This is a genomic window from Streptomyces sp. yr375, from assembly GCF_900110755.1.
GTDB lineage: Bacteria > Actinomycetota > Actinomycetes > Streptomycetales > Streptomycetaceae > Streptomyces.
Genome location: NZ_FOFF01000001.1, coordinates 237,603 through 251,448, shown reverse-complemented (window position 1 = coordinate 251,448; position 13,846 = coordinate 237,603). Strand labels below are relative to the sequence as shown.

The 13,846-nt window shown below is 71.4% G+C and carries 9 protein-coding genes; 7 read left to right on the top strand and 2 right to left on the bottom strand.

All coding sequences use genetic code 11. From position 1 onward, the window contains the following. Positions 1-35: 35 nt before the first annotated feature. The gene (locus BMZ82_RS00890; protein WP_093771083.1) at positions 36-1,964 is read right to left on the bottom strand and encodes an ABC transporter ATP-binding protein; all 1,929 of its coding nucleotides are present in this window, start codon (positions 1,962-1,964) and stop codon (positions 36-38) included. A 140-nt stretch (positions 1,965-2,104) separates the two neighbouring features. Between BMZ82_RS00890 and BMZ82_RS00885 the strand changes: the two genes are divergently transcribed. Beyond that, positions 2,105-3,070: a lysylphosphatidylglycerol synthase transmembrane domain-containing protein gene (locus BMZ82_RS00885; protein WP_177244320.1), complete on the top strand. Its 966-nt coding sequence runs from the start codon at positions 2,105-2,107 to the stop codon at positions 3,068-3,070. A gap of 237 nt (positions 3,071-3,307) precedes the next feature. Continuing rightward, positions 3,308-4,411 (top strand): mechanosensitive ion channel family protein, encoded by a 1,104-nt coding sequence (locus BMZ82_RS00880; RefSeq protein WP_093770541.1) that lies wholly within the window; start codon positions 3,308-3,310, stop codon positions 4,409-4,411. 8 nt (positions 4,412-4,419) lie between these two features. Here BMZ82_RS00880 and BMZ82_RS00875 read toward each other — a convergent pair whose 3' ends face one another. After that, on the bottom strand, positions 4,420-6,006 hold the full coding sequence (locus BMZ82_RS00875) for a M1 family metallopeptidase (protein ID WP_093770539.1): 1,587 nt from the start codon (positions 6,004-6,006) through the stop codon (positions 4,420-4,422). 222 nt (positions 6,007-6,228) lie between these two features. Between BMZ82_RS00875 and BMZ82_RS00870 the strand changes: the two genes are divergently transcribed. From BMZ82_RS00870 to BMZ82_RS00850, 5 genes are all read left to right on the top strand, one after another. Continuing rightward, entirely contained in the window at positions 6,229-8,448 is a 2,220-nt protein-coding gene (locus BMZ82_RS00870; RefSeq protein WP_093770537.1) for an NADP-dependent isocitrate dehydrogenase, read from the top strand. Positions 8,449-8,829: 381 nt separating this feature from the next. Further along, the gene (locus BMZ82_RS00865; RefSeq protein WP_093770535.1) at positions 8,830-9,633 is read left to right on the top strand and encodes an N-formylglutamate amidohydrolase; all 804 of its coding nucleotides are present in this window, start codon (positions 8,830-8,832) and stop codon (positions 9,631-9,633) included. A 147-nt stretch (positions 9,634-9,780) separates the two neighbouring features. Next, complete coding sequence (locus tag BMZ82_RS00860) at positions 9,781-12,276, top strand: SpoIIE family protein phosphatase (RefSeq protein WP_093770533.1); 2,496 nt, start codon at positions 9,781-9,783, stop codon at positions 12,274-12,276. 145 nt (positions 12,277-12,421) lie between these two features. Continuing rightward, positions 12,422-13,438 carry a zinc-dependent alcohol dehydrogenase gene (locus BMZ82_RS00855; RefSeq protein WP_093770531.1) on the top strand — a complete coding sequence of 339 codons (1,017 nt, stop codon included), beginning with the start codon at positions 12,422-12,424 and terminating at the stop codon, positions 13,436-13,438. Positions 13,439-13,474: 36 nt separating this feature from the next. Then, positions 13,475-13,846, top strand: coding sequence for an antibiotic biosynthesis monooxygenase family protein (locus tag BMZ82_RS00850; RefSeq protein ID WP_093770529.1), 372 nt, complete (start codon positions 13,475-13,477; stop codon positions 13,844-13,846).

The following is a 13,846-nucleotide window of genomic DNA, read 5'->3' as shown; positions in this document are numbered from 1 at the left end:
ACGCTACCAGCGCGGTCCGGGCTCGAGGTGTCCGGCTAGTGGTGCGGTGACAGCACGGCCGCAGCCGCCTCCGTCACCTCGGCGTCCGTCGCCTCCGCCTCCGTCGTCTCCGGGTCCTCGAACTGCGTGCGGTACAGCTCCGCGTACCGGCCGCCCGCCGCGAGCAGTTCGTCGTGCGTGCCGCGTTCCACGATCCGGCCGGACTCGACGACGAGGATCAGGTCGGCGGCGCGCACGGTGGACAGCCGGTGGGCGATGACGACGGCGGTGCGGTCCGCGAGCGCCTCGGCCAGGGCCTCCTGGACGGCCGCCTCCGAGGTGTTGTCGAGGTGGGCGGTGGCCTCGTCGAGGATGACGACGCGCTGGCGGGCCAGCAGCAGCCGGGCGATGGTCATGCGCTGGCGTTCGCCGCCGGAGAGCCGGTAGCCGCGTTCGCCGACGACCGTGTCGAGGCCGTCGGGCAGGGAGCGGACGAGGTCGTCGAGGCGGGAGCGGCGCAGGGCGTCCCAGAGCTCGTCCTCGGCGGCGGCCGGGCGGGCGAGCAGCAGGTTGGCGCGGACGGTGTCGTGGAAGAGGTGGCCGTCCTGGGTGACCATGCCGAGGGTGGCGCGCAGGGAGTCCGCGCTCAGGTCGCGGACGTCGACGCCGCCGATGCGGACGGCGCCCGCGTCGACGTCGTAGAGGCGCGGCAGGAGCTGGGCGATGGTGGACTTGCCGGCGCCGGAGGAGCCGACGAGGGCGACGGTGCGGCCGGGGTCGGCGCGGAAGGAGACGCCGTGCAGGACCTCGGCGCCGTCGCGGGTGTCGAGGGCGGCGACCTCCTCCAGGGAGGCGAGGGAGACCTTGTCGGCGGACGGGTAGCCGAAGTGGACGTCGTCGAACTCGACGCTGACCGGGCCCTCGGGGACCTCGCGGGCGTCCGGTTTGTCCTCGATGAGCGGCTTCAGGTCGAGCACCTCGAAGACCCGCTCGAAGCTGACCAGGGCGCTCATCACCTCCACGCGGGCGCCGGCGAGGGAGGTGAGCGGGGCGTAGAGGCGGGTCAGGAGCAGGGCGAGGGCGACGACGGCGCCCGGTTCGAGGGTGCCTTCGAGGGCGAGGCGGCCGCCGAGGCCGTAGACGAGGGCGAGGGCCAGGGCGGAGACGAGGGTGAGGGCGGTGATGAAGACGGACTGGGCGGTGGCCGTGCGGACGCCGATGTCGCGGACCCGGGCGGCGCGGGCCGTGAACTCCGCGGACTCCTGCCCGGGGCGGCCGAACAGTTTGATCAGGGTGGCGCCGGGCGCGGAGAACCGTTCGGTCATCCGGGTGCCCATCGCCGCGTTGAGCGCGGCGGCCTCCCGCTGCATGCCGGCCATCCGGCTGCCCATGCGGCGGGCCGGGATCACGAACACCGGCAGCAGGACGAGCGCGAGCAGTGTGACCTGCCAGGACAGGGTGAGCATGACGACGAGGGTGAGCACCAGGGTGACCAGGTTGGACACCACGCCGGAGAGGGTGTTGCTGAAGGCACGCTGGGCGCCGATCACGTCGTTGTTGAGTCGGGAGACGAGCGCTCCCGTACGGGTGCGTGTGAAGAACGCGACCGGCATCCGCTGCACATGATCGAACACGGCCGTGCGCAGATCGAGGATGAGTCCCTCCCCGAGCGTCGACGAGAGCCTCCTGCCCAGGATGCCGAGCGTCGCCTCCAGCACCGCGATGAGCGCGATGAGCAGGGCCAGCTCGACGACGGTGTTTTCGTCGCCGTGCGACACGATCGCGTCGACGACCCGCCCGGCGAGGACGGGGGTGGCGACGGCGAGCAGCGCGGTGGCCACCCCGAGCACGACGAACAGCGCGATACGGCGGCGGTGCGGGCGGGCGAACGCGCCGATGCGGCGCAGGGTCTCGCGGTCGAAGGGGCGGCGTTCCTGCTGGGCGTTCAGGACGCTGTGCAACTGCATCCAGGCGGTGGTCTCCATGCTCATGGGACCGACCGTAGAACCTCAAGCATCCTTGAGGTCAATATTCCCGTCAGTCGAAGGATCCGATGACCGTACGTAATGTTCCGGCCGCGCTTCCGCAACCCTCCGTTGGCACCGGGCGGAGAGCCTCTCCGAGTGTGACTGCGGTTTCCGTTCCCCCCGGCAGGACGGCCCGGCGTGTGCCGGTGCGCCAGGTCCTGTGTCTGCTTCCGCTCCTGCTCGTCACCGTGGTCGCGGTGCGGCACCGGTCCGTCCTCGCCGAGGGCTTCGTCCAGTTGCGCGGCGCCGAGTGGCCCTGGCTGCTGGCCGCGGTCGGGGCGACCTGTCTGACCTGGGTCGCGGCGGCCGTCACCCGGCAGGGCGCGCTCGTGGAGCGACTGCCCGCGCGGCGGCTGCTGGCCACCCAGTTCGCGGCGGGCGCGGCCAACCATCTGCTGCCGACGGGCCTCGGCGCGAGCGCGGTCAATCTGCGGTTCATGGCCGTGTGCGGGGTGCCGCTGGCCCGCTCGTCGGCGGCTCTCGCGCTGTATCTGCTGGCGGAGGGCGTGGCGCGGGTGGGTCTGCTGGCGGTGCTGCTGCTCGTGTTCCCGGACGCGCTGCGGCTCGGTTCCCTGCTGCCCGACGGGGTGCTCGGCCCGCTGCTCGGCGCGCTCGGGGTGGCCGCGCTCGTGGCGACGGGTGTGCTGGTCCTCGTACGGCGGCTGCGGTCGGCGGTGTGCTCGTTCCTGCGTACGGCGCTCGGCGAGGCGCGCTCGGTGCACACGCGTCCGGCCCGGGCGCTGGCCCTGTGGGGCGGTTCGCTGGCGTTCCCGGTGCTCCAGGCGGCCGGGCTCGCCGCGGTGGGTCGGGCGCTGGGGCTGCCGGTGCCGGTGGCGCATGTCGCGGTCGCGTATCTGGCGGCGACGGTGGCGGTCGCGCTGGTGCCGACGCCGGGCGGGATCGGCTCGGTGGAGGCGGCGCTGGTGGTGGCGCTCGTCGCGGCGGGCGGCCCGGTCGCGCTCGCCACGGCCGTCGTACTGGCCTTCCGGATCATCACCGTCTGGCTGCCGCTGCTGCCGGGGGCGCTGACGCTGGGCGCGCTGGTCCGGCTGAAGGTCATCTGAGCACGCACTCCGGTATCCGGTACGAAGTCCGGTACGAACTCCCGTATGGGATGCGGCAGGATGGACGGTCGGTCGTGCCGTGCGGTGTTCCCGCCCCGACCGTGCACATCCGGGACCCGGAGCCGTACAGGTGCCCGGACCGTACAGGTGACAACGAACAGGTGGCATTGTGACGAGACTTCACATCCGGCCGTCGGCGGCCCCGGGTGCCGCGCCGCGACTTCCCGGAGGTGACCGGTGAACCGCACACTGACCCTGGACGACGGCGTCCTCGCCGGAATCGCCCTGGCCACCGGCCTGTTGACGGCGTTCCTGTCGCGCACGCTGCTGCGCTGGCTGGCCAAGCACGCCAAGCGCACGAAGTGGAGCGGCGACGACGTCGTCGTGGACGCGCTGCGCACCGTGGTGCCGTGGGCGGCGATCGCGGGCGGCGCGGCTGCCGCCGCGGCGGTGCTGCCGCTGACGAAGGCCGTCCAGCACACCGTCAACCAGTCGCTGACCGTTCTGCTGATCTTCGTGGTGACGGTGTCGGCGGCGCGGGTGGTCGCCGGGTTGATGCAGTCGGTCACATCTTCGCGCCCCGGGGTCGCCGGGTCGGCCACGATCTTCGTGAACATCACCCGGGTGCTGGTCCTGGCCATCGGCTTCCTGGTGGCGCTGCAGAGTCTGGGCATCTCGATAGCCCCGATGCTCACCGCCCTGGGCGTCGGCGGTCTGGCGGTCGCGCTCGCGCTTCAGGACACCCTCGCGAACCTCTTCGCGGGCATCCACATCCTCGCCTCCAAGACCGTCCAGCCCGGCGACTACATCAAGCTGAGCAGCGGCGAGGAGGGCTACGTCGAGGACATCAACTGGCGTCAGACGACCGTGCGCGCGCTCTCCAACAACCTCGTCGTCATCCCCAACGGGCAGCTCGCGAAGACGAACATGACCAACTACATGCGTCCCGAGCAGCAGTTGACGATCCTGGTGCAGGTGGGCGTGGCCTACGACAGCGATCTGGAGCAGGTGGAGCAGGTGACGCTGGAGGTCGTCGAGGAGGTCATGAAGGGCGTCGAGGGCGCGCTCCCGGACCATGAACCGGCCATCCGCTTCCACACGTTCGGCGACTCGCGGATCGGTTTCACGGTGATCCTGGGCGTCGGCGAGTTCAGCGACCAGTACCGGATCAAGCACGAGTTCGTGAAGCGGCTGCACCGCCGCTACCGCGCGGAGGGCATCCGGATCCCGGCGCCGACGCGGACGGTGGCGTTGCAGCAGGGCGCGGTGGTCATCCCGCAGCAGCGCACGGGCGACGCCGCCGCCGTGCAGGGCGAGGCGTCGCCCGCCCTGCACGACTGACAACGCCCTTACAGGGTGGCCGAGTTCTCGTGCCAGCGCCCGGGCGTACGGCGGGGCGGTGCGGTGAGGGTCGGCGGCAGCGGGGTGACCGTCCAGTCCGGATGGCCGGGCATCCTCGGTGTCGTCGTGCCGTACAGCCAGTCCCGCAGGAAGCCGGACACGTCCGGGCGGCCGGAGACCCGGCAGGCGACGGCGATGTAGTCCTCGGTCGACGCCGAGGAGTTGCGGAAGCGGGCCAGGAAGGCGCGCTCGACCGCGTGGAAGGCGTCCTCGCCGATCAGTTGCCGCAGCGCGTACAGGACGAGGACGCCGCCCACGTACCGCTGGCTGTCGAAGAGGTTGACGGCGTTCGGCGCGGCGACCGGGCCGGAGGTCCTGCGCCACTGGTCGCCGCGCGCGTAGGTGTCCTTCATCCGGGCCTCGAAGGTGGTCAGGCCCAGGGAGTCCGGCCAGCCGCGCTCGTAGCGGTAGAGCAGCCCGTAGAAGTCGGCGTGACCCTCGTTGAGCCACAGGTCGGCCCAGGTGGCGGGGCTGACGCTGTTGCCGAAGTAGGAGTGGACCAGCTCGTGCATCATGTGCGAGCCGATCTTCGGCTCCGCCTGGAGGAGGAAGTTCGGCTTGTAGAGGGTGAGGGTCTGGGTCTCCAGGCCGGTGAAGTCGAAGGCGTTCGGGGCGTCGGAGTTGCAGGGCAGCAGTCCGTACGTCTCGAACGGGTAGGCCCCGAGCCGCTCCTCGATCCAGCCGACCAGGCCCGGGGTGAGGGCGAGCGCGGGCTCCAGCGCCTCGGCCCGCGCGGTCGGCACGACGTCGCGCAGGGCCAGTCCGTGCGGTCCCGGGCGCTGCTTCACGACGTAGTCGCCGACCGTTATCTGCACGAGTTCGGTGGCGATCGGCGAGCGGGAGCGGTAGGTGTACGCGGTCCGGTCGCCGGCCAGGCACTCGGTGCGCACGAGCGCGCCGCTCGCGACGCCGCGCAGGCCGGCCGGGACGGTGATGCGGCAGGTGAAGTGCGCCTTGTCCGACGGGTGGTCGTTGCACGGGAAGACGGTGTGCGCCGAGTCCGGCTGGGGGCAGACGGCGAAGCCGTCCGGCGTGGGCACCCACGCGGTGTGCGGGAGCGTACGGCGCGGGTCCGCCGTGTACGTCACGCACACGGTGACCTTGGACCGGGCGGGCAGCCGCCGGGCGGGGGTGATCCGCAGCTTCTCGTCCACCTGCTCGAAGTCGGCGGTGCGGCCGTCGACGCGGACCGTGTGGATGTCCAGGCCGAGGGAGTCGAGTGAGAGGCGGGTCAGGGTCTGGGTGGTGCGTAGTTCCAGGGTCGCCGTGGCGTCGACGAGGGTGGTCGTGGGGTCGTAGGAGAGGTCGAGGTGGTAGGCGCTGACGCGGTAGCCGTCGTTGCCGAGGGCCGGAAAGACGGGGTCGCCGAGGGTCTCGGGCGCCGGACCGCCACCACCGGACGTCACACCCGCACCCACCGGATCCGCGCCCTTCGCCCCCTGTGTGGCCGCGTGGGCCGTGTTTCCCCCGGTCAGTGCGGCTGCCGTGCCGATCAGGACGGCCGCCGGGGCCGTCACTCTGCTGCGATATCTCATGGTCCGCTTTCGCTCGGGCGGCCGGGTGGTCGGTCCGGCCGCCGGATCAGTGTTCGTTCATGGGTCAATCACCATCAATGACCACCGTCCGGGCCGTGGCGGTTGCACGAGAGCGGTACCGGTTCATACGGCCGGCGCCTGGGCACGGTCCGCTGTCGAGTCGACGCCGGGCACGAGATATCTTGATGTCGAGCAATGTTGCAGACGTGGAGCGGAGCACCGGTGACTGACTCGACCATCATCTATACGCACACTGACGAGGCCCCGGCCCTGGCGACGTATTCCTTCCTGCCGGTGGTCCAGGCGTACGCCGCGCAGGCCGGTGTCTCCGTGGAGACGCGGGACATCTCGCTGGCCGGGCGCATCATCGCCGTGTTCCCGGAGTACCTGACCGAGGACCAGCGCATCCCGGACGCGCTGAGCGAGCTCGGCGAGCTGGCCAAGACGCCCGAGGCCAACATCATCAAGCTGCCGAACGTCTCGGCGTCGATCCCCCAGCTCAAGGCCGCGGTCGCCGAGCTCCAGGGGCAGGGCTACGCGCTGCCGGCCTACCCGGACGACCCGAAGACCGACGAGGAGCGGGAGATCCAGGCCCGCTACGACAAGATCAAGGGCTCGGCCGTCAACCCGGTCCTGCGTGAGGGCAACTCCGACCGCCGCGCGCCCGCGTCGGTCAAGAACTACGCCAAGACCCACCCGCACCGCATGGGCGCGTGGTCCTCGGACTCCAAGACCAACGTGGCGACGATGGGCGAGAACGACTTCCGCTCCACCGAGAAGTCCGCGGTGATCTCCGAGGCCGGCTCGCTGAAGATCGAGCTGGTCGCCGAGGACGGTACGACCACCGTCCTGCGCGAGTCCGTACCGGTCCTCGAGGACGAGGTCGTCGACGCCTCGGTGCTGCACGTTGCGGAACTGCGTGAGTTCCTCACCGCGCAGATCGCCCGCGCGAAGGCCGAGGACGTCCTGTTCTCGGTGCACCTCAAGGCCACGATGATGAAGGTCTCCGACCCGATCATCTTCGGTCACGTGGTCCGCGCGTTCTTCCCCAAGACCTTCGCCGCGTACGGCGAGGCGCTCGCCGCGGCCGGTCTGACCCCGAACGACGGTCTGGGCGGCATCTACAAGGGCCTGGAGACCCTGCCCGAGGGCGCCGAGATCAAGGCCTCCTTCGACGCCGAACTCGCCGAGGGCCCGGCGCTGGCGATGGTCGACTCCGACAAGGGCATCACCAACCTGCACGTGCCGTCCGACGTCATCGTCGACGCCTCGATGCCGGCCATGATCCGCACCTCCGGCCACATGTGGGGCCCGGACGGCCAGGAGGCCGACACCCTCGCCGTCCTGCCCGACTCCTCCTACTCGGGCGTCTACCAGGCCGTGATCGAGGACTGCCGCGCGCACGGCGCCTACGACCCGTCGACCATGGGTTCCGTCCCGAACGTCGGTCTGATGGCGCAGAAGGCCGAGGAGTACGGCTCCCACGACAAGACCTTCGAGATCAAGGCGGCCGGCACGGTGCGTCTGGTCGACCAGGCCGGCAACGTGGTCATCGAGCAGGAGGTCGCCGCCGGCGACATCTTCCGCGCCTGCCAGACCAAGGACGCGCCGATCCGCGACTGGGTCAAGCTCGCCGTCACCCGCGCCCGTGCCAGCGGCGCGCCGGCCGTGTTCTGGCTGGACGAGACCCGCGCGCACGACGCCCAGTTGATCGCCAAGGTCAACGCGTACCTGCCGGAGCACGACACCGAGGGCCTGGACATCCGTATCCTCGCCCCGGTCGAGGCGACGAAGCTGTCGGTGGAGCGCATCCGCCGCGGCGAGAACACGATCTCCGTCACCGGCAACGTGCTGCGTGACTACCTGACCGACCTGTTCCCCATCCTGGAGCTGGGCACCAGCGCCAAGATGCTGTCGGTCGTCCCGCTGATGGCGGGCGGCGGCCTGTTCGAGACGGGCGCGGGCGGCTCCGCCCCGAAGCACGTCCAGCAGCTCGTCAAGGAGGACTACCTGCGCTGGGACTCGCTCGGTGAGTTCTTCGCGCTGGTCCCGTCCCTGGAGCAGTACGCGACGTTCACCGGCAACACCCGCGCGCAGGTCCTCGCCGACACCCTCGACCGCGCCACGGCGACCTTCCTCAACGAGGACAAGTCCCCGACCCGTCGCGTCGGCGGCATCGACAACCGCGGCAGCCACTTCTTCCTCTCCCTGTACTGGGCGCAGGAGCTGGCGGCGCAGACCGACGACGCGGACCTGGCCAAGGCCTTCGCCCCGCTCGCCGAGTCCCTCGCCGCGAACGAGGAGACCATCGTCGCCGAACTCCTCGCCGTCCAGGGCAAGCCGGCCGACATCGGCGGCTACTACCAGCCCGACCCGGCCAAGGCAGCGGCGGTCATGCGCCCGTCGACGACGTGGACCGAAACCCTGTCCACCCTCGCCTAACCCCACCTGAACCACCCTCTCCGCCCCGACCGCACACCACCCGGCCGGGGCGGAGGCATGTCCGGCATGCGGGGCCTTTGTCGACGCGGGTCCGTAGGGGGTGCCGGTCGGTGCAATTCAGCCGGTCCGGCGCTTGAGGACGAGGCCGACGCCATCCCGAACCCCCACCCACCCGCTGGGGGCGCCGGTCGGTGTATTTCAAGCCCGAGGGCGCCGATCCAGCACCGGTCAGTGCAATTCAGCCCGTCCGGCGTTTGAGGACGAGGCCGTTTAGGGCCGAAGCGGGGGTCTGGGGGCGGCAGCCCCCAGGACGGGGCGCACCCACCATCTGTGGCACCTTGATCATGCACCGCGCCACCGACAACGCCCCGGAGCAGCCACATGCCCCCTACCGGACCGCCGTCCTTCGAGCTCCTCCCCGGCGCCCCGAACTCACCGGTGATCCTCCACGTACCACACGCGGCACGTGAAATACCGGCCCAGGTCCGGCAGGGCATCGTGCTGGACGACACCGCGCTGGAGCGCGAGCTCGACCACATCACCGACTCACACACCGCACGGCTCGCCGAGGACGCGGCGCGCCGCACCGCCCTCACACCCTGGCGGTTCGTGAACCGGCTGTCACGCCTGGTCGTCGACCCGGAACGGTTCCCGGACGAGCGGGAGGAGATGCGGGCCGTCGGCATGGGCGCCGTATACACGCGGACCACGCACGGCGAGCCGCTGCGTCCCGTGCAGACCGACCCCGAGCCGCTGCTCGCCCGGTACTTCCGGCCGTACGCGCAGGCGATGACCGACGCCGTCGCCGACCGGCTGGCGGCCGTCGGCCGCGCCGTCGTCGTCGACGTGCACTCCTACCCCACCGAACCGCTCCCCTACGAGCTGCACGGCACGGGACCGCGACCCCCGGTCTGTCTGGGCACCGACCCCTTCCACACCCCGCCCGAGCTGCTCGCCGCCGCCCGGGAGGCATTCGGAGCGGTGGTGGAGGAGACCGGCCTCGACAGCCCGTTCTCCGGGACATACGTACCCCTGGAGTACTACGGGACGGACCCGCGGGTGAGCGCGCTGATGGTGGAGATCCGGCGGGACACGTACATGACGGAGCCGGGCGGTCCGGCCGGTCCGGGCCTCACGCGGCTCGCCTCGGCACTGGCCTCCCTCGTGACCGCCGTCACCGGCTGACCTCCGTCAGAGGGCAACGGCGGCATGGTCGGCTCTGTAGTAACGTGAAAGTGCCTTGTCATGAAATAGGGCATTTCCATTACTTTCCTCTGGAGCCTCCTACGATCACGGAGAGCGGGCGGGCGCCCGCGGCAGGGAGGGAGATGAATGCATGTGGACAAGAGCATCGCCACGTCGTTCACCCCACCCGGCAAGGTGCGCCCGGCGCCCGACGGGGCGGCCTCGATACTGGTGGGCGCCGAAGGCCTGGTGCTCGCGTGCAGCCCGGCCGCCGGACTGGTGGTCGGGTACGACCCGATGGAGCTGGTCGGCCGGGCGGCGACGGACCTGCTCGCCGCTCCCCTTCCGGCGGCCGCCCGCCTCCGCTGCGCCGGCCGATCGGACTGGAGCGGCCGGATCGCCGTACGCCACCGGGACGGTCACCGCGTAGAGCTGCGGCTCGTGGCAGGCCGACTGCTCGGCACCGCCGAAGATGCGCTCTGGGTACTCACGGCCACCCCAGTCACCCCGGCTGCCCCGGCCACCCCTGCGGCCTCTGCGACCCCTGACGAAGCGCTCGGCGAGCCGCCGCGTACGGACGTCGGCGACGTGCCGGACATCGCGATGCTCAAGCAGTGGGCCCTGGACCAGCTTCCGCTTCCGATAGCCCTCTTCGACCGCCAGGGGCGGGCGTCGGCCGTCAACGCGGCGATGGCGCACAGCGTGGGCGCGCCGCAGCAGGACCTGGTGGGCAGGACGGTCGCGGAGTCCCTCCCGGAGTACCTGGTCGCCGCGCTCGACGACATCGGCGAGCTCCAGCAGCAGGTGTCGCGCACCGGTGCGCCCGTGACCCGCGAAGTGCGCTTCCGCGCCCCGGGCGAAGCCCTCGAGCGCGCCTGGCTCACCTCTCTCTACCCGGTCAAGGACGAGGTGGACCGCACGTGGGGCATGTCCATGGCGATCATGGACATCACGGAGCAGCACCGAGCCCGTCGACGGCTGACCATTCTGAACGAGGCCGGACTGCGGATCGGCACCACCCTGGATCTGACCCGCACGGCCGATGAGCTGGCGGAAGTCGGGATGGACCATTTCGCCGACTTCGTGATCGTGGACCTGCTCGACAGCGTCCTGCGCGGCGAGGAGGCGGACACCCGGCTGCCCGGCGAGCCCCTGGTCTTCAGCCGAGCCGCCCAGCGGTCGGTGCTGCCCGGCTGCCCGGAGTCGGTGGTTCCGATCGGGGGGATCCACACCTACCACGCCGACTCGCCGCCGGGCCGCGCGCTGGCGGCCGGCCGGGCGATCAGCCATCGCGTCGACAACGCCGCCATCCGCGACTGGGCCGAGGGCCGTCCCGAACGGGCCCACAGCATCCGGACCCACGGCATCCACTCGTTGATGCTGGTGCCGCTGCGCGCCCGCGGGGTCACGCTCGGTCTTGCGGTCTTCTGCCGCCACCGCACACCCGACTACTTCGACAACGACGACCTGCTGCTGGCCGAGGAGCTCGCGGCCCGCGCGGCGGTCTGCGTCGACAACGCCCGCCGCTACGCCCGCGAGCGGGCGACCGCGCTCGTCCTGCAAGGCACCCTCCTGCCCAACCGGGTCCCCGGGCAGGCCGCCGTGGAGGTGGCCTCCCGGTACCTGCCGGCCGACGCGGGCAACGGCGTGGGCGGTGACTGGTTCGACGTCATCCCGCTGTCCGGGCAGCGGGTGGCGCTGGTGGTGGGAGACGTGGTCGGCCACGGCATCGAGGCCGCCGCCACCATGGGCCGGCTGTGCACGGCGGTGCGCACCCTGGCCGACGTCGACCTGGCCCCGGACGAACTGCTCACCCGGCTCGACGACCTCGTGCTGCGGCTGGATCGCGCGGAGGCGGAAGGGAGCAGCGGCGAGGTGGGCGCCACCTGCCTGTACGCGGTGTACGACCCCACGTCCTGCCGCTGCACCATGGCCAGGGCCGGTCACCCGCTGCCGGCGCTGGCCACCCCGGACGGCAAGGTCGAGTTCCTCGACCTGCCGGCCGGACCGCCCCTGGGTCTGGGCGGCCTGCCCTTCGAGGTCGCCGAGTTCGAGTTGCCGCAGGACAGCGTCCTGGCCCTGTACACGGACGGCCTCATCGAAGCCGCGGGCCGCGACATGGACGAGGGGTGCGACCTGCTGCACGACGCCCTCGCCGGACCGGGTCGTGATCTGGAGGAGACGTGCGACCGCGCGCTGCGCAGCCTGATGCGGGACGGCCGTACCGACGACGCCGCTCTCCTGCTGGCGCGGACCCATGCCCTGGACACCGAGCACGTGGCCTCCTGGCATCTCCCCGCCGAATCCTCGGTCGTGGTCCGGGCCCGTGCCCTGGCCAGCGACCAACTGGCGGCGTGGCACCTGGGCGGCGACGCCTTCACGACCGAGCTGGTCGTCAGCGAACTCGTCACGAACGCCATCCGCTACGGGAATCCCCCCATCCAGCTCCGGCTGATTCGCGACACCACGCTCATCTGCGAGGTCTCCGACGCCAGCATCGCCGCCCCGCACCTGCGCCAGGCCCGGGTGTCCGACGAAGGCGGCCGTGGCCTGCTCATCGTCGCCCAGCTCTCGGAGCGCTGGGGCAGTCGCCACACGCGCACGGGCAAGACGATCTGGGCGCAACTGCCGCTTCCCGCCTGACGGCCCGCATGAGATCAGGAAAGGAGTCGGGCATGCTCGAAAAGATCCGACGGTACGGATTCCCGCAGTCGCCGAGCAGACAGTCGCCGGGTGAATTCCCGTCGGCCGCGACAGGCCCCCTGTTCCTGAAGAGCGGGGTCGTCTGATGTCCGAGCCGAGCGTGCGGCCCGGCGGCACGGTCATGGAACTGGTCGCGCCCCACGTGTTCGCGCCCACCCTGCGCCCGGTGCCCGAGCCGGCGGCCGGTGAGGTGGTCGTGGCGATGCGCGCGCTGGGCCTGTGCGGTACGGACCTGCACATGTACGGGGGCCGGGCGGTCGAGTATCCCCATGTGGTCGGCCATGACGGGGCCGCCGTCGTGACGGCCCGGGGAGCAGGCGTGACCGGCGTGGCCGTCGGCGAGCGGGTGACCATCGACCCCGTCGCGCACTGCGGACAGTGCGCCGCCTGCACGCGCGGCGCGACACAACTGTGCCCCGACGGCGGCTACTTGGGCATGCTGGGGCCAGGTCTCCTGGCCGAGTACGTGTGCGTCCCGGCACGGCTCCTCGTGCCGTTGCCCGACGCGGTGTCCGATCTCGCGGCCACCGTGCTGGAACCGGTCGCGGTCGCGCTGCACCTGCTGGCGCGGGTGGCGCCGCTGCTGCCGAAGGAGCCGGTGCCCTGCGCGGTCGTCGGCGGTGGGCCGCTGGGCATCCTGCTCGGCGTGGTGCTACGCCACCACGGCTATGCGCCGCACCTCTTCGAGCCGCAGGAGACACGGCGCGACCTCGCCGCCGCAGTCGGCCTGGTGGCGCACCCGCCGGAGCCGATCGACCTCGGCGACGGCCCGCGGCTGGTCGTCGAGACCTCGGCCGCGCCGGCCGGCGTCGCGCTGGCGGACGAACTGGCGACACCCGGTTCCGTGGTGGCGGTGGTCGGCCGGGCGCCCCACTCCATCGCGCCGCCCAGCGTCCTGTTGAAGGAACTGTCCCTGATCGGTGTGAAAGGAGGGCCGGGACAGTACCCGGAAGCGGTGCGGCTGGTGGCGGACGGCGTGGTCGATCCGGAAACGGTCGTCACGCATCGCTTCGGATGGCACGAGGCGGCCGAGGCGTTCCGCATCAGCGTGGACCGCCCCGATCTGGTGGTCCGCACGGCGCTTGTCGGCGCGTGGCGATAACCGCTCGCGAGAAAGAGTTGCCGAAAGGGAGTTCCGATGTACGTCGCAATGTTCTGGGCGAAAGTCCGGCCGGAATGGCAGAACGAGGAATACGCGTCGATCGGTATGCGCATGTTCGAGCGTGCCTCCTCGATGCCCGGGTTCGTGGCCCTGCACAAGTTCGACGTGCCCGACGGGCGTGAACTGGCGATCGCCTACTTCGAGACGGCCGAGGCGATGGACGCCTGGTACCACGACCCCGAGCACCGCGCGGTGCAGGTGCTCGGGAGGCAGGAGATTCTGGAGGACTACACGATCGAGATCCTGGAGATGACCCGTTCGTACACGAAGAGTTCCTCCACGTTCACCCACACCGACGAGGAGCAGCGGGCCGCCGATCGGGTCGTCGGCGAAGCGCGGGCGTCGTGA

Bases quoted from the DNA above. Each gene is read 5' to 3' on its own strand.
- BMZ82_RS00890 (WP_093771083.1), bottom strand. From the start codon at position 1,964: ATGGAGACCACCGCCTGGATGCAGTTGCACAGCGTCCTGAACGCCCAG.
- BMZ82_RS00875 (WP_093770539.1), bottom strand. From the start codon at position 6,006: ATGAGATATCGCAGCAGAGTGACGGCCCCGGCGGCCGTCCTGATCGGC.
- BMZ82_RS00865 (WP_093770535.1), top strand. From the start codon at position 8,830: ATGCCCCCTACCGGACCGCCGTCCTTCGAGCTCCTCCCCGGCGCCCCG.
- BMZ82_RS00860 (WP_093770533.1), top strand. From the start codon at position 9,781: ATGCATGTGGACAAGAGCATCGCCACGTCGTTCACCCCACCCGGCAAG.
- BMZ82_RS00855 (WP_093770531.1), top strand. From the start codon at position 12,422: ATGTCCGAGCCGAGCGTGCGGCCCGGCGGCACGGTCATGGAACTGGTC.
- BMZ82_RS00850 (WP_093770529.1), top strand. From the start codon at position 13,475: ATGTACGTCGCAATGTTCTGGGCGAAAGTCCGGCCGGAATGGCAGAAC.